Source organism: Shewanella indica, from assembly GCF_002836975.1.
Classification (GTDB): domain Bacteria; phylum Pseudomonadota; class Gammaproteobacteria; order Enterobacterales; family Shewanellaceae; genus Shewanella; species Shewanella indica.
Window position 1 is genome coordinate 48,919 of record NZ_NIJK01000027.1, and the last position, 17,116, is coordinate 66,034.

Sequence of the window (17,116 nt, forward strand, 5' to 3'; positions counted from 1 at the left end):
CATCGGAGAATAATTTTGCGGCCTGGTTGGCATTTTTTCAATTAAGCTTCACTTACCATCTGGTTCCAGAGTCGGAGCGTAGCTCAGCCCGGTAGAGCGCTGTCTTCGGGAGGCAGGGGTCGCAAGTTCGAATCTTGTCGCTCCGACCAATCAAACCGCTATCCAAGCGGCATAAAGACTCAAGGGCAGGTTCATCGAACTTGCCCTTGTTGTTTCTGCTTCGTCACACTGCAACAACCATCATCAAGCCGGCCAGCAACAAACAAGTGCCGAGCACGTATTGCAGTTGTTTCTTGGCCAGTACTTTACAGGTTACCTCCCCCACCATGCTGAGGATCAACACCGTCGCGCCAATCCCCACCAGATAGCCCAAAAACAAATTGGAACCACTGAGGGTCCAGTCGGCTACACCCAGATTGGCGCTGCCCAGGGTGTAGCCATGAGCAAATGCCAACATGGCGACCATGGCCGCGGCGATATGGGTGGCAAAACAGATATTACCGGCAATCAACATGCCGAGCACAAACATGGACAAGAGGACAAAGGATTTACTGACGATAAGCGCCACCGAGGTTTGCGCCATCAAAGTACCGGCCAACATCACCAGCACAAAGGAGAGAGGTACTGCCCACAAGGCTTTACCGCCAAGCTGCGCCGACCAGACACCGACGCCCACGGCCACCAGCAGACTGGCCAACAACATCAATGGGTTGAGTTGCATCACCTGCTCGGGAAAGCGTCCCACAACCCCCAACGACAACAGCAGACTGGCACCAACACCCAAGAACAGCCAAGATCTGCCAGCAAACAAGGACCGCATCATAAGCACCTCTCACTTGCCGAGTGACTATGCTTTAACCTTATACCTTACAGTTAAAAAATGCTTGACCTGGCACAAACTCCTGACAAATAACCTCCCTTTAGTGACTTGCATACCACAGACCAAGGCTTTACTATCCTTGGGTCTTTAAACACATTTTGATTAACCCCATGTATTCCCCAATCGACTCATTGCTCATGCAACAGACTTGGTGGCGCAGCCCAAACCGGCGGCGTCAGGATTAAACATAGGTAAAATCATATCTTCCGGGCCGCCATAAGGCGGCCTTTGTGTATCTGTACGTCTTATGGCTCCGGCAATTTCAAGGAGAACAAGATGAAACAGATCATACTCACAGGCGACAGACCCACAGGCAAACTGCATATCGGCCACTATGTCGGTTCACTCAGGCAAAGAGTCCAGGTTCAGGACGAGTTCGATCAGAACGTGATGATTGCCGACTATCAGGCCTTGACCGACAACGGCCATAACCCGGCCAAGGTGACCGACAATATTCTCGAAGTCATGGCCGACTACCTGGCGGCCGGGCTGGATCCGGCCAAGACACGTTTTTGCCTGCAAAGCGCACTGCCGGCGCTGTCGGAACTCACCTGCATCTACTTGAACTTGGTGACGGTTGCCCGGCTTGAGCGCAATCCCACGGTCAAGGCGGAGATCCAGCAAAAAGGTTTTGAGCGCAGCCTACCGGCGGGTTTTCTGGTCTACCCCGTCAGCCAGACCGCTGATATTACCGCCTTTCGCGCCACTCATGTGCCTGTAGGTGAGGATCAGTTGCCCATGCTGGAGCAAAGCAATGAAATCGTCCGTCGCTTCAACAACCTGGTGGGGGCTGAAGTGCTCAAGGAGTGTCAGGCGATTCTCAGTGACACAGGCCGTCTCCCGGGACTCGACGGTAAAGCCAAGATGTCCAAATCCCTTGGCAATACCATAGAACTGGGAATGAGCAGTGATGAACTCAAGCAAGCGGTGTTTTCCATGTATACGGATCCCAACCATCTGAGAGTAGAAGATCCGGGTAGAGTCGAGGGCAACACAGTATTCAGCTATCTCGATGCCTTCCATCCGGACAAGCCCTTGGTAGCCGAGCTCAAAGCCCATTATCGCCGAGGCGGCCTCGGCGATATGAAGTGCAAAAGGATACTCAACGACTGCCTGCAGGAATTACTCGCGCCCATGCGGGAGCGGCGCAGGCAAGCCCTGGCAGACAAAGGGCAACTGCTGGCGATACTGCAAAAAGGTACGGAAGAAGCCAGAGCCATCAGTGATGCCGTACTGCAAGATGTCAAAGCCGCCATCGGGCTTAATCTGCTTCGCTAAACGATTGTTCACTCAGCCAAGAGTCTATAAGCCCGGCACTTGGCTGAGCCTCTCACAGAAACAACTCCCCCTGTTGGCACTCATACTAACCTTGATACTGCGAGCGCTATCCAGCCAGGCTGTTTTTTACTGGGCAGTTTATTGCAGTGCTGTATCATGCCAAGCTATGCCAACGCCGCCGAACAAAGTGTGGCAATCAACTATATCCATGGAGAAGGCCAGGCCAAGGGTAGCAAACTGGCTTATCAGCTGTATCTGGATACCCTGAAACCTATCAGTGGAAATTTTGAACTGCCCCTGAAAGCCAGTATCAACTTTTGGGAATGCGGCGAAAATAACCAGCATGATGTCAATCATCTGCTGGCCATGTCACCCATATTGAAATACCCGCTGATGAGGGGACAATGGCTGGACTTTTATCTGGAGGCCGGGATAGGCTTTGCCTTCAAATTTGGCCGTGAGCGCAAACAGACAGGCTCCATCACCTACCTGCATTATTCCAATGCGGGCCTCAGCAAACCCAACCCAGGGCTCGACTTTGTCAACCTGGCCTATAGCTACCGTTTCTAACACCCTTTTAGGGGAGCGGGCCAATCAATTTAGCGGATGATTGGCCCGAAAATAGGCCCACGCTTCCACAATGCTGCCATCCGGCAGGTGACAATAGCCGACAGTGCCTTTTTGTTCCTGAACCAGCTCCAGCTTACCGCCGGATTCGACACAAAATACCGCTGCCGGATTAGGGCTTCCCACAGTATCTTTCAGACTCTCGGACCCGGTTTTTGCCGCCTCTTCAGAGCAGCCCCCCAACAGCAGCAGAGTGCCCACAATCATTACAGTTAATACTCGCATCTTGGCTCCTTGCTCAGTCCCTTGGGCGCGCCCAATTGCCACCGCAGACTTTCCAGTATCAGCTCAAACAAACTCCAAGCTACAAGGAGATAGCAAGGTCTGCAAGCAAATGAGCCACTTATCCAAGTTAATGATTTGAAAGTTATGAATATTGTTAAAAGTAAGCAGCAATTTTTGCCAGGCAGATCATGATTTTTCCAATTTGATCAGGCTTGTTTTTTGGTGTTTGACAGTAAAGCGGGTAAAGTGTCGCGGTTATCATCTTTTTTGATACAAGGCATTAGCCTGCAATTGATAAAAGACCTACAAACATAATAATACAGACAAGGGAAGAGTATGAGCGACTCCAACTCCTGTGCAGGCAATGACCTGCGCGAAGTCAAGCAACTGGGAATGTGGGCCTCCATCGCCAGTTTAAGCTATATCTTCTGGCTGGTCGGCGGTATGGAACTGGTTGAACGTATCGCCTACTACGGCGTTAAGGCCAGTGCCGGACTCTATGCCAAGGCGCCGGCTTCCGAAGGCGGCCTAGGTATCAGCCTCAGCGATTACGGCATCATTATCTCAGCCTGGGCCTTGCTGCAGACCTTTGTGCCGGTATTTACCGGCGGGATCTCAGATAGGGTCGGCTACAAAGAGACCATCTTTGCCTCAACCATCATCAAGATCTGTGGCTACCTCTGTATGGCCTTCTTCCCCAGCTTCTGGGGCTTTTTGTTCGGTGCCATGCTGCTGGCGGCCGGTACCGGCATCTTCAAGCCCGGCATCCAGGGAACGTTGGTGCTGTCCACCAACCGTAACAACACCTCCATGGCCTGGGGTATCTTCTATCAGGTGGTGAATATCGGTGGTTTCCTTGGCCCCTTGGTGGCAGTGCATATGCGGCAGCTGTCCTGGGACAATGTGTTCTACGCCTGTGCCGCCATTATCTCGCTCAACTTCCTGTTCCTGCTGACGTACAAAGAGCCGGGTAAAGAGCAACGCCTGGAACGGCAACGTAAGATCAAGTCCGGTGAACTCAAGCAGGAGATGCTTTGGAAAGATGCCTGGAGCGAGCTGAAAAAGCCGGTAGTCATCTACTATATGCTGGTGTTTTCCGGCTTCTGGTTCCTATTCAACTCCCTGTTTGACGTGCTGCCTATTCATATCGCCGAATGGGTGGATACCAGCGTGATTGTCACCAGCCTGTTTGGCCCTGAAGGCACCAGCAACGGCATACTGCAATTCTGGCTCGGGCTGAACAACGAAGGTACCAAGGTCATGCCGGAAGGCATGCTCAACCTCAACGCGGGTCTGATTATGACCAGCTGCTTCCTGATAGCCGCTCTGACCGCCAAGTACCGTATCACCAGCGCCATGCTGGCCGGCTGTCTACTGTCTATATTTGCCTTTGTGTTGATCGGTGCCACCCATGCGGCCTGGTTTATCGTGTTGGCTATCGCCATGTTCTCTCTCGGCGAAATGATGATAAGCCCGAAGAAGAACGAGTTTATGGGCAATATCGCCCCCGAAGGCAAGAAGGCCATGTACCTCGGCTTTGTGATGTTGCCACAGGGCATAGGCTGGGGCCTGGAAGGCTATTTCGGCCCCAAACTCTATGAGATCTTTGCCTCCAAAGAGATCTTCTCCCGTGAGATGCTACTGGATAAGGGCATGTCACAGAAGGATGTAGCTGCCATTCCGCAGGGGGAAGCCTTTCATAAACTGGTTGAATTCACCGGCCAAAGTGGCCGCGAGCTGACCGAGATCCTCTACCAGAGCCACAACATAGGCATGGCCTGGTACATCATAGGCGCCATAGGCACCATTTCCGCCGTCGGCATCTATATCTACGGTAAGTGGCTGCTGAGAATGCAGCAAGCCCAAGCCTGATTGGAAACGCCACCTCAGGGTGGCGTTTTTATATATTGATTGTAAATGAGAGCTTGATCCCGCCAAGGGAACGGGCCAAATCCTATGCTTAAAATAGCCATAAATAGAATGCAACCATTTGTATCCAAGGAAGTTTTATGCTTTTTAACCATCATCTTCACCGGCAGATAGATTCATTGAAACAGCGGCTCGAAGAACAGAGCCAGCAGCACCAGGCGACACTGGAGCAATTGCAGCTACAACTGGGGCAGCTTAAACAGGAAAGGGACCAGGCACTGGCGCAAAACCGCGACTTCGCCGCCATGTTGGCCTGCCAGAACCAGGGCGGGCTCATGTTGCAATCGGTACGCGAGGCCATGGCCGAAGACGCCGGACGTCTGCTTGAGGAGCAAAGCAAACTGGAGCAACTCAACGCCCTGTTCGAGCAAACCCGCAGCGCCGTTGCCAGGCTGGGAGAGCGAGCCCATCTGCTCAGTTCACAGTCACAGCATAGCCTGGGAACAGTGGCGCAACTGGATACCAGTACCCAAAGCATCAGCCAGTTTGTCAGCGCCATTCAGGGCATTTCGGCACAGACCAACCTGTTGGCACTCAATGCCGCCATCGAAGCCGCCCGCGCCGGAGAGGCAGGTCGCGGCTTTGCGGTGGTGGCCGATGAAGTCCGGCAGTTGGCGGCCAAGGCCAGTGACGCCAGCCAACAGATAGAGCAGTTGGTGCAACAGATCATCACTCAGTCAGAAAGCATACGAACCCTGACAGATGACAACCAAGGCTGCGCCGATGAAGTGGCCAGCTCGGCGGTGCAGATAGACACTGTGGTCACTCAGGTATTGGCGCAATCGGCGCAGATGCAACAGGTGATCAGCCATGCCGCGACAGTGTCTTTCCTCAACACCACCAAGCTGGATCATGCGGTATGGAAGCAGAATATCTATGAACTGCTGCAAAACCAGTGTTTTGATCAGCCGGTAAACAGCCACCATGACTGCCGTTTGGGTAAGTGGTACTACGAAGGACAAGGCGCCAGCCTCTATAGCTCACTCCCGGGTTTCCGCGAGTTGGAAGCGCCGCATGCATTGGTGCACGAGAATGGCCGCCTGGCGCTGCAACACGCCGCAGCCGGCAACACCACAGAGCAGGTAATGGCACTGCAACGGATGGAAGATGCCAGTATGCAGGTGGTACTGGCCATAGATAGCATTATCGCCGCAGTTCAGTAGCCGTCAGTAAAATCGTCAGTAAGCGACCGATTCCACCTCTTCCCGGGTCAACTCTCTGGCTTCGCCCTCGGCCAGAGAGTCATCCAGCACTATCTGACCTATCTGACTGCGATGCAGCGCCAGCACAGGGTTACGAAAGCGGCCGAACATGCGTTTTATCTGGTGATACTTGCCCTCCGTGAGTATCACCTCGGCCTCATGGCTTGCCAACATTTTCAGCTCGGCCGGCGCTGTGATGACGTTTTCAAACTCAAAGAAGAATCCGCGCCTGAAAGCCTCAATATAAGTGTCATCCAGCGGATTGGCCAGACGCACCCGATAACGCTTGGCTTTACTCGATGAAGGCAGGGTCAACGCCTGGGTCCAGCGGCTATCATTACTGAGCAGCACCAGTCCGGTACTCTGCTTATCCAGGCGGCCGGCGATATGCAGCCCTGGCACCAATGCCGCCGGGGGCAGGCAGTCGAGCACGGTTTTATGCTCGGGATCCTGGGTGGCACTCACTACTCCGGCAGGCTTGTTCAGCATCCAATAGACAGGGTTTTGCCGCTGCAGCCATTGCCCATCGAGACGAATATGACTGAACTCATGGATAAGCCTGTCTGCGGCAAACACCTGCTCGTCATCGAGCCAAACCCGGCCATCGGCAAGCAATTGCCTGGCCTGTTTACGGGGAATATTCAGCTGCCCGGCGAGAAACCTGTCCAGCCGTCCCCTCTTACTGCGCATCGTTTAAGGCGCCTTTAGCTTCAATCCGATAAGCGCAGCGACGTGAACCATCCAAAATGTGTTCGCGGCGACTGATCTCCACTTCGGGCCCCAGCAACTGCCGGAACAACGCCAGCTCAGAGCGACAAAAGTTCTGGCAACTCGTGGCCGCCGCACAAATGGGGCAATGGTTTTCCAGCAGCCAAAAGCCGGTACTGTCCGCTTCAATCTGCGCCATATAGCCTTCACGGCTTCGGATCTCGGCCAGGCATTCCAGCTTGTCGGCCAGGGAAGCGGCAGCGGCCATCTGGCTCGAATAGCTCTCGAGGCTCTGCTGCTCCCTGTGACTGATGAGTTTATCCAAGCCCTCATCACCAAAGACCTGACGCACTGAAGTTATCAGTTGCAGACTCAGCTCATCGTGACGGTCGGCAAACAGCGAGCAACTTTGCTCGGTCAACGTCCAATAACGCGCAGGCCTGCCGCGGCCTTCGGCTCTATCTTCTGTCCGCACCAGCCCCTCGGCTTCAAGGGCTTGCAGATGTTGACGCACCCCCATACTGGTCAGCCCCAGCTCAGCGGCTAGGCTCTGGGCCGTCTGGGCTCCGTTCAACTTGAGAATGTCGACTATCTTGTCTGTGGTCTTCATGGCACCTCCAGCGCTGATTATGCCCGGATCAGGACGCCGCATCCAGAATAAATAAACTTTTTTGTTTATTTTATCTTTACATTATTAAGTAAAGCACATACCTTATAAAAAATAAATAAACAAAAAGGTTTACTTAACATGAAATACCTAGTCGTCAGCGCCAGCCAACGTTTCCAATCCCAGAGTGCCAAGGTCGCAGAATTCATCACCCGGGAAATAAAGACCAAGCAGCTCGCAGAGGCGGAGCATTTGGAGCTCTGCGGTTTCAATCTTCCCTTCTGGGATGGTGAACAACAAAACAAGGGCGCCGACTGGCAACAGATAGAAGCCAAGGTGACAGCAGCCGATGCTCTGGTGCTTATCACTCCGGAATGGGGCGGCATGGCGACACCTTTACTGAAGAACTTTCTGCTGATGTGTGACAGCCAACATACGGCCCATAAGCCTGTGCTGCTGGTTGCAGTTGTCTCAGGCATAAGCGGCGCCTATCCCATCAGTGAATTGAGAATGAACGCCATGAAAAACAACAAACTGGTGGCGGTGCCGGATCATTTGATCGTCCGCGATGTCGAGAAAATGCTCAACCCCGAATGCGACAGCATCCGCGATGCCAGATTAAGAGAAAGGATCGGCTACAGCCTGCATATGTTGGCCCAGTATGCAGCCGCACTGGCACAGATACGTTTTGCCCACAGGGACGCCCCCTTTCCCAAACAACAGGAATATTGCTACGGCATGTAAACAAAAGGCCCGAATAAGAAGGAAAAAGGGCAAATACCAAGGAGAACGCAAATGATACAACTGGAACATCTGAACCTGGTGGTCGCAGACCTGCCCAAGACCCTGGATTTTTACCGCGCCGCCTTTCCTCACTGGCAGATCCGCTGCCAAGGAGAAGGAAGCTGGTATGGCAAGCCACGAAAATGGCTCCACTTCGGTGATGACTATCAATACCTGGCTTTCAGCGATAACGGTGAGGGCAATAACCGCGACTTGAGCGGTCATCAACCCGGGCTGGCCCACTTCGCCTTTGTCACTGCAGACATAGACGGAGTGATCAAGCGCCTGCAGGACGCAGGCTATAGCATAGATAAAGACGGTGCTGACGAGCCCTGGCGCCGCAATGTGTACTTTATCGACCCGGCCGGGTTTGAAGTGGAGTTTGTCCAGTATCTGAGCGATCTGCCAAAACAGCGCAATCGCCCTAGCTAAGGGCAGTCAAAAATAACCTTACAGGCTCCCTCGCCTTCGCTCACTGGCTGGGGGAGCCGCCTTGATTCACTTCTTGGCAAACAGACTGTACAACCAGCCCAGGGTGACGGCACCCAGCGCCAGGCTGAAAATGCTGTAGGCTATGATGCAATAATCAGCCATATTCATTCCCAACAAGGTCCAATCATCTTCACCACAGCCCCCTGTCGGCGCGAACTCATAGGGTAACCATTCATGCAACGGTAACCCCAAGGGGAAATGCGGTTCGGTTGAACAAGCGGCACCACCGCCACCAGTAGCAAAGATATCGCCACCATCCAGCATGTGCGCAGCTGCATGTATCTGTTGCAGCTCAACTGACCAGAGCATCCCCTGGATCACACCATACCAAGCCAGCGCCAATCCCAAGACCTTGAGCCATTGACTGGAAGGCTTAATCGCCATGGCAATACCGGCAATCAAGATACAGCACTGACTAAAACGAATATAAACACAGAGCTCACAGGGATCCATCGCCAAGAACCACTGGAAATACCCCATTGCCGACAACAACAGAAACAGCGCAGCTCCGGCCATCAGCAACCACACACCTCTCTGGGCCTGCCAGCGGCCCAAGGTTGATAAAGGAGCCTGCTTAAACTCCCCAAACAAACGGCTAACAAGATTCATCTGCATTATCCTCACTTCTTGGACAATTCAAGGATCATTTCGTCCAGCATAGGCATACTGCGAATCGACTTGGTATTGATCAAATACTTGCCATTGACCACCAGCGCCGGGATCCCCTGGATTTTGGCGATGGCAATCCCTTGGTCCCACTTGGCCAAGAGTTGTTTCACTTCAGGGGTTCCCTTGAGACGGTTGAACTCTTCTTGCGAGATCCCAGCCTGACTCAAGCCAAAACGGATGAGCTCATCACCACTGGTAAACTTGGCCTTCTTATCGTGGATCCTGGCATATAAAGCCATTTTGGCAGCTTTATATTTGTCTTCACTTAACACCTTGGCCACCGCTAAAACCTCAGAAGCCTCAGCACCAAAAGGCGATTTACTGGAAATATGATAAGCATCGTAATCCACGCCGGAAGGCAAATTTCCAACCATTCCGGGAACAACAGACTTCTCATACTTGTAGCAGAACGGGCAGTTGACAGAAAAAATTTTGGTTACCTGTTTATTAGCCTGAAACTGAACATTTTCAGGTAAAACTTGATAATGGTTTCCTTCTTCCAAATCCAATGCCATTGCATTGCAGCTTCCCAGTAGAAAAACACCCACTACAATTTTTTTAATAAATTTCATTTTCGACCTCTTATCCATCAATCAGATTCAACCCCATAATGCCAATATAAAAACCAATCACAACAAGCCACTCCAGATAATTAATAACACTGTGAGTAACAACAAAATAAACAACAGAATTCAAATAAACCAATATGGATTTCAAAAAATAATGGATTACAAACAAACCAATAAGGTAAATCAAATTTTTTGAAGTGATAAGTCAAGACGCAAACAAGAGCACAAACAAAATATTAACCAAACATTAAAAATGCTAAATGTGACTATGACCTCAAATTAAATTCCTCCGTTCAACTTAATTAATAAGCGTCTATTAAAAACAAAGGATGATGATATGAAAAAGTCACTCACTTCATTGGCTGTGGTATTAGGTATTGGTTTATCAGCCTCTGTCTCTGCTGCTGGTTTTTACCCAGCACCGCCAGCTGGAAACTTAGGAGGGATTATTGTCAACCCCTATGGTAATTCGCCACTCACTGCCTTAGTCGATTTGGGTAGCAAGCGAGTGTCCGATGTTAGCGTTACCGTGGCCGGAAAAGGTAAGAATGGAGTCAGTATTTCCTATCCGGTTGGTCCCAAAACTATTAACAGACATGACGGTATTCCTATTTTCGGTCTGTATGCCGATTATAAGAATCAGGTCAGTGTTAACTTCACTCTAGATGGTAAGAAATATAGCGATAAATATGAAATTCTCACCAGTGCACTCGAGAACAAGTACATAGATAACCGTAATATTACTTCGATGCAGGAAGTAAAGGTCAAGAAAGTCGATAAAAATTTTAAAGACAGACTGTTAATGGTGAACTCTCATACCATGGTATTCCAAGGTTCAGATCTGCACTGGTCCGGAGTCAAGGGGAAGGATGCCGGTATTTTCGAGTCGACCCCAGCATTGGGCGCCATGACATTCGACATGGCCCCTCTTACTTATATCATTGATACACAAGGTGAAACACGTTGGTGGTTGGATCAGGATGCCACCTATAATGGCCGTGATATCGACGTAAACAAGCGCGGCTATCTGATGGGATTGAGAAAGGATGGCCGCGGTAATCTGAGCTTTGTCCAAGGTCAACATTTCGGATATCTGGACTTGATGGGTAAGATAGTCGACTTCAAGATCCCAAGGGGCTATCAGGACTTGTCCCATGAAAGCATAACCATGCCCAATGGCAACCTATTACTCAGGGGCGCCAAGACCAACTATGTCAACCCACAAGGGGACAAGGTGCATACCGTCAGGGACCATATCCTCGAGGTAGACCAACAGGGGAATTTGGTTGATGTCTGGGATCTCAATAAGATTCTCGATCCCTACCGTGATGCCTTGCTCAAGGCCTTGGATATGGGCGCTGTTTGCGTCAACGTGGATCTCGACCATGCCGGTCAAGCCGCCGGTGAAATGAAGATAGATGCGCCCTATGGCGATATTCCAGGTATAGCCGCAGGTCGTAACTGGGCCCACGTCAACTCCATTTCCTACGATCCCAAAGATGACGGCATCATTCTGTCGCTGCGCCACCAAGGGGTAGTGAAGATCACCCGCGATAAACAGGTCAAATGGATCCTCACCCCCAGCATAGGCTGGAAGGGAGAACTGGCCAAAAAGCTCCTTAAGCCCGTCGATGCCAAAGGCAAGGCCATTGCTTGCTCTGAGCAAGGTGATTGCCAAGGCGACTTTGACTTCACCTATACCCAGCACACAGCCTGGCTGAGCAGCAAAGGCACCTTAACTGTGTTTGATAACGGTGATGGTCGCCACTATACCCAACCCGCTTTACCCACCCAGAAATACAGTCGCTTTGTGGAATACAAAATCGACGAAAACAATATGACAGTGCAGCAAATCTGGGAATACGGTAAAGAACGGGGCTACGAGTGGTATAGCCCTATCACTTCCAACGTGGAATACGTTGCCGACCACAACACCATCTTTGGTTTTGGTGGCTCTATCAATCTGTTTGAGCCCGGCAGAGTCACAGGCAAATTCAATGAGATTGATTACCGCACCAAGGAAGTGAAACTGGAAATCGACGTTCTCTCCGACAAGGCGGGCCAGCCCCATTATCGCGGCCTGTTTATTGAACCGGCGAAGATGTTCGGACGTTGATTTGACTCTAACGGCCGGGAGCTTCCCGGCCTAAGGTAACACTATGTTAGTAAGGACTTCATTACTGCGGCTATTGCCCTTGTTGCTGCTGATCCCCACAGCCCAAGCAGAGGTATTCCAACAACAAAATGGCATCAAAGTCGGCTATGAACACCTGTTGGATGCCAAGGACAACAACCCTAATCTCTATAGTCAGAGTTACCTCAGCTTTACCAACACTACCCGCGCCAGTTGGGGCGATTTTGCGGCTTGGCTGACACTGGAAAACCCCCTGGACGACAACGACAATCAGCAAGGCGAAAAGGCCGGCGCTACCGTCAAGTCCTGGCTAAAGCTGGACTACAATCTGGGAGATAGTTCCTTTAACCTTTGGCTGCAGTCTTTTACGGCCAACAATAAACACCGTACCGAAGAAAACTTCTACTACGGCTTGTCTTACGACATTCAGTGGCAGAAGCTTAAAGGAACCATGGCGATTGGCGCCCATTACGCCTGGGGCGATATGGATGCCTCTAAGCAAGACTTTAATGGCAGCAGTGGTTATGCCGCAGTGGTGCAGATAGCATATCCTATAACTCAGGAATTACTGGGTAAATTTTACTTTGAAACCCAATTTGATCGCAGTGATGAACAAGTAACAACTTTCCTTTATCGGGATTCTGGTTATCAAGCAATTTTGGGGTTGGATTATCAACTCCTACCTCAAGCCTCAGCTTCATTGGCATATAAGTATCGAGATGCTTGGGGTGGTTCAATTCATCATGGAGGAGAACTGTTATTTGAGTTAGGATATCAATTTTAAAAAAAACAAATAAACAACACAAAAAGTATGCCAAAGGTAATAAGGATCACATTATTACCTTTGGCAATGTTAAAATACATATCACTCTTGATGGACGCGGGTCACAGTAAATCTCCATTTTATATACTATCTTGTATAAAAAGGGGAGCCAACCATGAATAAAGCCGACATAAACAATTTATCACTAATTCACCTTCAGCTAATAAGGCTTATCCTGGAGCATGGAAATGCCAGTATTGCTGCTCAAGAATTAGGGTTGACTCAATCTGGAATCAGCTATCATATAAAAAAAATAAGACAGATATTTAATGACGAAATGTTTGTCAGAACAAAGTACGGCTTCACCCCAACAGAAAAGTGCAACAAAATTAAAAGCACTGTTCAGGATATTATATTAAGAATTGAAGATGATCTGCTAAACAGTTGTGACTTTTCGCCTATGAATATCGATAAGGAAGTCTGGCTTGCGGCCGATAATACTATCTGCAACTGGTTTCCAGAGTTAATAGAACAAGCCAATCAAATCGCTCCTAGAATGGTACTTTGTACCCGCAGTTGGAATCAAAATAGTTTTGATGAAATTCTCACCGGCTCTATCAACTTTGGCATTCACGTTAACCAAACCTCGCTCAGTTCTCTCTACAAGGTAGATCTGCTACCCTGTTGCAGGTATTTCTTTATGCGTCATGATCATTACCTGGCGAAGAAAGGACATATTGATCTAAAGGATCTACTGGATTTCCCCGTGGTATTGCACGACTTGTGCGGTTTCAACTCTTATGGTCAATCCCTGATCGAAAAGACCATGAAGCTCAAATTTCCACACTTCAAGATCAGAGCTAAAATTAGCAGCATCAGTGAGATAATCGAAGTCCTCAAGAGCAGTAACGCCCTGGTGTATACCTCGGCACTGGCTTTCCCTCTGGAAGAAATAGGTACTGAGCTTTGTGTACTGGAAGCACCAAGCAGTCTATCCGATGTCGAGTTTATTTATAAACTGTATATCTCTTCCGCTCGCTACGGCTCAGTGGAGTCCGACTGGTTAATCAGCTTTATCAGCGAATCATTCCGTCATTTTGTCTGCTGTAAATATCAGCTGCTGGAGTCACTGATCTGCAATCAAGTCTAAGCAACCAAACAGAGCAAAAGCCACTATTGACAGGCGTTTCAAGAGCAAAAGGATCTGATGGCGCAGCCTGGTATAGCTAGACTTATACGAAGCCAAGATTAGACTTGGCTTCGAGGATAGCGTCATGAGTGTCTTTACACGCCTGCTGGCCGTTTCAGACGACAGCAATAGAGGAAAACTGGCCCTGAGAAAGGCGGTGCAACTGGCCAATGCCAGCCATGCCGAGCTCACACTGCTCAGAGTCAAAACCCCCCAGTATCAGGGTATTGGTCAGTGGTTACAGCAAAAAGTACATCCCCAGCCCTTGGTTTCCCATCTAAGGGAAAAACGCCCCCATTATCCATCGAGAGAGTTGAACCTTTGCGTGAAGCAATGTCAGGCCAAAGATCTGCCTACCGCCATTCTTATTGAGCTCAAACAAGCACATTACGATCTGCTGTTGGTAGAACATCACAGTTACTCAGCCCTGCAGTGTGAGTTGGGCCATACCTATGACTGGCAACTGCTGCAACGTGTGTCTCTGCCGGTGATGTTTGTCAGCGACTCTCCCTGGGAACAACAAGGGTCGTTGCTGACGGCTTTGGAGCTGGATGAAGACACGGAAGATCATGCCCATTTCAATCACAGGTTGTTGCAACAAGCCAATGAATTTGCCGGATTACTTAAACAAAAATTACATCTGCTCAATTGCTATCAGGAAGCCGACATCAGCATGGCCTTCGATAACCTATTACCCGGTTGTCGCTCACTGAAAGACAATCAATGGCATAAACTGCGACAGGTTGCCAGGCCTTTGGCTTTGAGTGACGAACAGTTGCATCTGGCCAGCGGCATGCCGGATCATGTAGTGCCGGAAGCCGCTCAAAAATGGCACAGCAACATAGTTGTCATGGGGGCGGCAGAGCACAGGGGCTTGTTGAGTGAACTCAACGGCCACGCCTCAGAGCAGATGCTCAATCAACTGCGCTGCGATGTACTGGCGTTAAAACCCAGTTGCCCCTTGCTGCATTGAATCACTTCAGCGGCCGCCCACCATCAAGTGATAGAGTGCGGCCCGTTATATAGCGGCTGGTCATCAGATACTTCACCGCGGTCAGCATCTCCTGCTCGCCGCCCTCTTTAGGCAATAATGCCTTGGCAAGCGCCTTTTGCCGGTAGGCCGTGTCATCCTGCTCATTGAACAGCATCAGTGCCGGTGCTATGCCGTTGACCTTGACACCCGGCGCCAGCTTGGCGGCAAATGACAGGGTTAAATTATCCAGCGCCGCCTTACTGGCGGCATAGGCTATGTGCTTCTTACTGCCCTTCTGCGCCACATAATCGCTGATGTGGATGATATCTCGGCTGCCTATCTCATCTGTCTGCAGTAGCGGCGCCAGTGCCAGATTCAACTGATAGGGCACGGAGGCGTGGATCTGCATCATGCTGTCAAAAACCTCTGCGGCATCTATGTCAGGCCGTTCCGGCATCCAATCCGAGGCGTTGTGAATGATTGCCCGCAGAGACTCATGCTTGCTTTTTACCTCGGCAATAAAGGCTTTGATCTCGCTATTTTGCAAAAGATCCACTCGATACAGCTCGGCGCCCGCGGCCTTGAGATCGTCGATAGCAGCATAGTGGCTGCGATAAGTGCCGATAAGTGGGTAGCCCTGAGCCATCAAATCCTTGGCCATTGCCAGTCCCAGACGCTTTCCTATGCCGGTGATCAAAATAGGCTGCATGTATTTTCCTTTCATGTGTCAGTCACACTATTGTTTCACGTTAGGCCGCACTCTGACCAGTCTCGGACAGTGCTCTAAACTGGGCGCAGATGCTAATCTGAACATATTGGAAACCCTATGAAAATAAACAGATAACCTTGACTAATCGGCAAAGTGCCAACTCGCTCGCATATTTGAATTTCAAAGCCATAAATACTGCTACACCTGTGCTCGCTTCAACAGTATCGCCATACAAATACCCAGTATTATCAATTAAAAATTCAACTACAAAGGTCACTCCCATGCGTCTCAATCAGTTAATCTTATTGGTAGCCCTGTTTATTTCCCCTCTGGCCTACAGTGCCAACAGCCTGTTTGGCGAAGCGGTCGATCTGAATATCTTAGTGCCCATTTCCACATTGATGGCATCGCCGAATGACTATCTGGGTAAGGAACTCACAGTGGAAGGCACCATAGTCTCAGTGTGCAGTAAGCGAGGCTGCTGGATGGAGCTGGCAACCGACGACAGCTTTGATCGTTTGAGAATCAAGGTTCGTGACGGTGAGATGGTCTTTCCCATCAGTGCCAGAGGGCAAAAAGCCTATGCTACCGGAGCTTTAGAGGCAATTGAGCTGGATCTCGAACAAACCCGCGCTTATCTCGGACATCAGGCCCTGCAACACAACAAACCTTTCGATCCCGAGTCTATTACTCAAGCCGTGACTTTCTATCAGTTGCATCCATACGGGGTCGAGATCCGTGATGCTGAATAATAAGCTGCGCAAAAGGATACGTTTATTACACAGAGACATAGGGTATCTGTGCATAGGCATGACTCTGGTGTATGCCATTTCGGGAATTGCCGTCAATCATATCAATGACTGGAACCCCAACTATCAGATAACCCAAAGCGAAAGCCGTGTCGAAGGGCTGAGTCCTTCACTGGGTAACAGTGACATTCAAAGCCTGTTGAGCAGGCACTTTTCACTGCAGGATAATATCCGCAGCGGTTACCGCGCCAGCGCCACCGAGTACCAACTATTTCTCAAAGATGGCAGCCAACTGAGCGCCAACCTGGTATCCGGCAGTGTCTCGGCCGAGATGGTAAACAACAGGCCATTGTTGCAGGCGCTCAACTATCTGCACCTCAACCATGCCCGTGACGCCTGGACTTGGATTGCCGACATCTATGCCGCCATGCTGCTGTTTTTGGCATTATCTGCGCTAGTGATGTTGCGTAGCAGTAACGTGATGAAAAGCCGCAAGACCTGGCTGACACTCACAGGTATCCTACTGCCATTGCTGTTTATTCTGCTGCGCTAACGCTCTCTAAGCAAAAAAACGCTAGCAGATAACAAAGAACCCGGTCATAGCCGGGTTCTTCCGTTTTCTGTCCCCTT

Annotated in this window: 19 protein-coding genes and 1 tRNA gene; 13 read left to right on the plus strand and 7 right to left on the minus strand. The window is 50.3% G+C overall.

Annotation, left to right across the window (positions count from 1 at the left end; all coding sequences use genetic code 11):
• The first annotated feature begins 72 nt into the window (after positions 1 to 72).
• Positions 73 to 149: transfer RNA gene (locus CX650_RS07205), tRNA-Pro, on the plus strand.
• Positions 150 to 223: 74 nt separating this feature from the next.
• On the opposite strand, the gene CX650_RS07210 is transcribed toward CX650_RS07205, so the two are convergent.
• Entirely contained in the window at positions 224 to 823 is a 600-nt protein-coding gene (locus CX650_RS07210) for a HupE/UreJ family protein (protein ID WP_101095432.1), read from the minus strand.
• A gap of 333 nt (positions 824 to 1,156) precedes the next feature.
• Between CX650_RS07210 and trpS the strand changes: the two genes are divergently transcribed.
• Both trpS and CX650_RS07220 read left to right on the plus strand, forming a co-directional pair.
• On the plus strand, positions 1,157 to 2,158 hold the full coding sequence (gene trpS / locus CX650_RS07215; RefSeq protein ID WP_101095433.1) for a tryptophan--tRNA ligase: 1,002 nt from the start codon (positions 1,157 to 1,159) through the stop codon (positions 2,156 to 2,158).
• Between the two features lie 156 nt (positions 2,159 to 2,314).
• Positions 2,315 to 2,728, plus strand: a complete 414-nt coding sequence (locus CX650_RS07220; RefSeq protein ID WP_101095434.1) for an acyloxyacyl hydrolase — start codon at positions 2,315 to 2,317, stop codon at positions 2,726 to 2,728.
• Positions 2,729 to 2,752: 24 nt separating this feature from the next.
• On the opposite strand, the gene CX650_RS07225 is transcribed toward CX650_RS07220, so the two are convergent.
• The gene (locus CX650_RS07225; protein WP_208148945.1) at positions 2,753 to 3,010 is read right to left on the minus strand and encodes a putative hemolysin; all 258 of its coding nucleotides are present in this window, start codon (positions 3,008 to 3,010) and stop codon (positions 2,753 to 2,755) included.
• A gap of 336 nt (positions 3,011 to 3,346) precedes the next feature.
• Between CX650_RS07225 and CX650_RS07230 the strand changes: the two genes are divergently transcribed.
• On the plus strand, positions 3,347 to 4,882 hold the full coding sequence (locus CX650_RS07230; protein WP_039033145.1) for an MFS transporter: 1,536 nt from the start codon (positions 3,347 to 3,349) through the stop codon (positions 4,880 to 4,882).
• 137 nt (positions 4,883 to 5,019) lie between these two features.
• Positions 5,020 to 6,102: a methyl-accepting chemotaxis protein gene (locus tag CX650_RS07235; RefSeq protein WP_101095436.1), complete on the plus strand. Its 1,083-nt coding sequence runs from the start codon at positions 5,020 to 5,022 to the stop codon at positions 6,100 to 6,102.
• Positions 6,103 to 6,117: 15 nt separating this feature from the next.
• On the opposite strand, the gene CX650_RS07240 is transcribed toward CX650_RS07235, so the two are convergent.
• Together CX650_RS07240 and CX650_RS07245 are read right to left on the minus strand one after the other, a co-directional pair.
• Positions 6,118 to 6,831 carry a 16S rRNA pseudouridine(516) synthase gene (locus tag CX650_RS07240; RefSeq protein WP_101095437.1) on the minus strand — a complete coding sequence of 238 codons (714 nt, stop codon included), beginning with the start codon at positions 6,829 to 6,831 and terminating at the stop codon, positions 6,118 to 6,120.
• Positions 6,821 to 7,459, minus strand: a complete 639-nt coding sequence (locus CX650_RS07245) for a helix-turn-helix transcriptional regulator (protein ID WP_101095438.1) — start codon at positions 7,457 to 7,459, stop codon at positions 6,821 to 6,823. Before CX650_RS07245 ends, CX650_RS07240 begins: the two co-directional genes overlap by 11 nt.
• Positions 7,460 to 7,597: 138 nt before the next feature.
• Here CX650_RS07245 and CX650_RS07250 point away from each other — a divergent pair, with 138 nt between their 5' ends.
• Both CX650_RS07250 and CX650_RS07255 read left to right on the plus strand, forming a co-directional pair.
• The gene (locus CX650_RS07250) at positions 7,598 to 8,200 is read left to right on the plus strand and encodes an NADPH-dependent FMN reductase (protein ID WP_101095439.1); all 603 of its coding nucleotides are present in this window, start codon (positions 7,598 to 7,600) and stop codon (positions 8,198 to 8,200) included.
• A gap of 51 nt (positions 8,201 to 8,251) precedes the next feature.
• A complete protein-coding gene (locus tag CX650_RS07255) occupies positions 8,252 to 8,671 on the plus strand; it encodes a VOC family protein (RefSeq protein ID WP_039033140.1) in 420 nt (139 codons plus the stop codon).
• Between the two features lie 66 nt (positions 8,672 to 8,737).
• Here CX650_RS07255 and CX650_RS07260 read toward each other — a convergent pair whose 3' ends face one another.
• Together CX650_RS07260 and CX650_RS07265 are read right to left on the minus strand one after the other, a co-directional pair.
• Entirely contained in the window at positions 8,738 to 9,340 is a 603-nt protein-coding gene (locus CX650_RS07260) for a disulfide bond formation protein B (protein ID WP_101095585.1), read from the minus strand.
• An 11-nt stretch (positions 9,341 to 9,351) separates the two neighbouring features.
• Complete coding sequence (locus CX650_RS07265) at positions 9,352 to 9,972, minus strand: thiol:disulfide interchange protein DsbA/DsbL (RefSeq protein ID WP_229799901.1); 621 nt, start codon at positions 9,970 to 9,972, stop codon at positions 9,352 to 9,354.
• A 334-nt stretch (positions 9,973 to 10,306) separates the two neighbouring features.
• On the opposite strand from CX650_RS07265, the gene CX650_RS07270 reads away from it, so the two are divergent.
• The 4 genes from CX650_RS07270 (at position 10,307) to CX650_RS07285 (ending at position 15,028) form a co-directional block, all read left to right on the plus strand.
• Positions 10,307 to 12,085, plus strand: a complete 1,779-nt coding sequence (locus CX650_RS07270; RefSeq protein ID WP_101095440.1) for an aryl-sulfate sulfotransferase — start codon at positions 10,307 to 10,309, stop codon at positions 12,083 to 12,085.
• 43 nt (positions 12,086 to 12,128) lie between these two features.
• On the plus strand, positions 12,129 to 12,887 hold the full coding sequence (locus tag CX650_RS07275; protein ID WP_101095441.1) for an outer membrane protein OmpK: 759 nt from the start codon (positions 12,129 to 12,131) through the stop codon (positions 12,885 to 12,887).
• 154 nt (positions 12,888 to 13,041) lie between these two features.
• Entirely contained in the window at positions 13,042 to 14,016 is a 975-nt protein-coding gene (locus CX650_RS07280) for a LysR family transcriptional regulator (RefSeq protein WP_101095442.1), read from the plus strand.
• 124 nt (positions 14,017 to 14,140) lie between these two features.
• A complete protein-coding gene (locus CX650_RS07285) occupies positions 14,141 to 15,028 on the plus strand; it encodes a universal stress protein (protein WP_101095443.1) in 888 nt (295 codons plus the stop codon).
• A 1-nt stretch (position 15,029) separates the two neighbouring features.
• Here the strand turns inward: CX650_RS07285 and folM are convergent, their stop codons facing one another.
• A complete protein-coding gene (gene folM, locus CX650_RS07290; RefSeq protein WP_200887981.1) occupies positions 15,030 to 15,737 on the minus strand; it encodes a dihydromonapterin reductase in 708 nt (235 codons plus the stop codon).
• Between the two features lie 281 nt (positions 15,738 to 16,018).
• On the opposite strand from folM, the gene CX650_RS07295 reads away from it, so the two are divergent.
• Both CX650_RS07295 and CX650_RS07300 read left to right on the plus strand, forming a co-directional pair.
• Positions 16,019 to 16,489, plus strand: coding sequence for a DUF4920 domain-containing protein (locus tag CX650_RS07295; protein ID WP_101095444.1), 471 nt, complete (start codon positions 16,019 to 16,021; stop codon positions 16,487 to 16,489).
• Positions 16,479 to 17,039, plus strand: coding sequence for a PepSY-associated TM helix domain-containing protein (locus tag CX650_RS07300; RefSeq protein ID WP_101095445.1), 561 nt, complete (start codon positions 16,479 to 16,481; stop codon positions 17,037 to 17,039). Before CX650_RS07295 ends, CX650_RS07300 begins: the two co-directional genes overlap by 11 nt.
• The last annotated feature ends 77 nt before the right edge of the window (positions 17,040 to 17,116 follow it).

Excerpts from the sequence above, each read along its gene's own strand:
- CX650_RS07225 (WP_208148945.1), bottom strand. The coding sequence starts at position 3,010 with ATGCGAGTATTAACTGTAATGATTGTGGGCACTCTGCTGCTGTTGGGG.
- CX650_RS07270 (WP_101095440.1), top strand. The coding sequence starts at position 10,307 with ATGAAAAAGTCACTCACTTCATTGGCTGTGGTATTAGGTATTGGTTTA.
- CX650_RS07245 (WP_101095438.1), bottom strand. The coding sequence starts at position 7,459 with ATGAAGACCACAGACAAGATAGTCGACATTCTCAAGTTGAACGGAGCC.
- CX650_RS07210 (WP_101095432.1), bottom strand. The coding sequence starts at position 823 with ATGATGCGGTCCTTGTTTGCTGGCAGATCTTGGCTGTTCTTGGGTGTT.
- CX650_RS07240 (WP_101095437.1), bottom strand. The coding sequence starts at position 6,831 with ATGCGCAGTAAGAGGGGACGGCTGGACAGGTTTCTCGCCGGGCAGCTG.
- CX650_RS07235 (WP_101095436.1), top strand. The coding sequence starts at position 5,020 with ATGCTTTTTAACCATCATCTTCACCGGCAGATAGATTCATTGAAACAG.
- CX650_RS07220 (WP_101095434.1), top strand. The coding sequence starts at position 2,315 with ATGCCAAGCTATGCCAACGCCGCCGAACAAAGTGTGGCAATCAACTAT.
- CX650_RS07280 (WP_101095442.1), top strand. The coding sequence starts at position 13,042 with ATGAATAAAGCCGACATAAACAATTTATCACTAATTCACCTTCAGCTA.
- CX650_RS07285 (WP_101095443.1), top strand. The coding sequence starts at position 14,141 with ATGAGTGTCTTTACACGCCTGCTGGCCGTTTCAGACGACAGCAATAGA.
- CX650_RS07265 (WP_229799901.1), bottom strand. The coding sequence starts at position 9,972 with ATGAAATTTATTAAAAAAATTGTAGTGGGTGTTTTTCTACTGGGAAGC.
- trpS (WP_101095433.1), top strand. The coding sequence starts at position 1,157 with ATGAAACAGATCATACTCACAGGCGACAGACCCACAGGCAAACTGCAT.
- CX650_RS07295 (WP_101095444.1), top strand. The coding sequence starts at position 16,019 with ATGCGTCTCAATCAGTTAATCTTATTGGTAGCCCTGTTTATTTCCCCT.
- CX650_RS07255 (WP_039033140.1), top strand. The coding sequence starts at position 8,252 with ATGATACAACTGGAACATCTGAACCTGGTGGTCGCAGACCTGCCCAAG.
- CX650_RS07300 (WP_101095445.1), top strand. The coding sequence starts at position 16,479 with ATGCTGAATAATAAGCTGCGCAAAAGGATACGTTTATTACACAGAGAC.
- CX650_RS07250 (WP_101095439.1), top strand. The coding sequence starts at position 7,598 with ATGAAATACCTAGTCGTCAGCGCCAGCCAACGTTTCCAATCCCAGAGT.
- CX650_RS07230 (WP_039033145.1), top strand. The coding sequence starts at position 3,347 with ATGAGCGACTCCAACTCCTGTGCAGGCAATGACCTGCGCGAAGTCAAG.
- CX650_RS07260 (WP_101095585.1), bottom strand. The coding sequence starts at position 9,340 with ATGAATCTTGTTAGCCGTTTGTTTGGGGAGTTTAAGCAGGCTCCTTTA.
- CX650_RS07275 (WP_101095441.1), top strand. The coding sequence starts at position 12,129 with ATGTTAGTAAGGACTTCATTACTGCGGCTATTGCCCTTGTTGCTGCTG.
- folM (WP_200887981.1), bottom strand. The coding sequence starts at position 15,737 with ATGCAGCCTATTTTGATCACCGGCATAGGAAAGCGTCTGGGACTGGCA.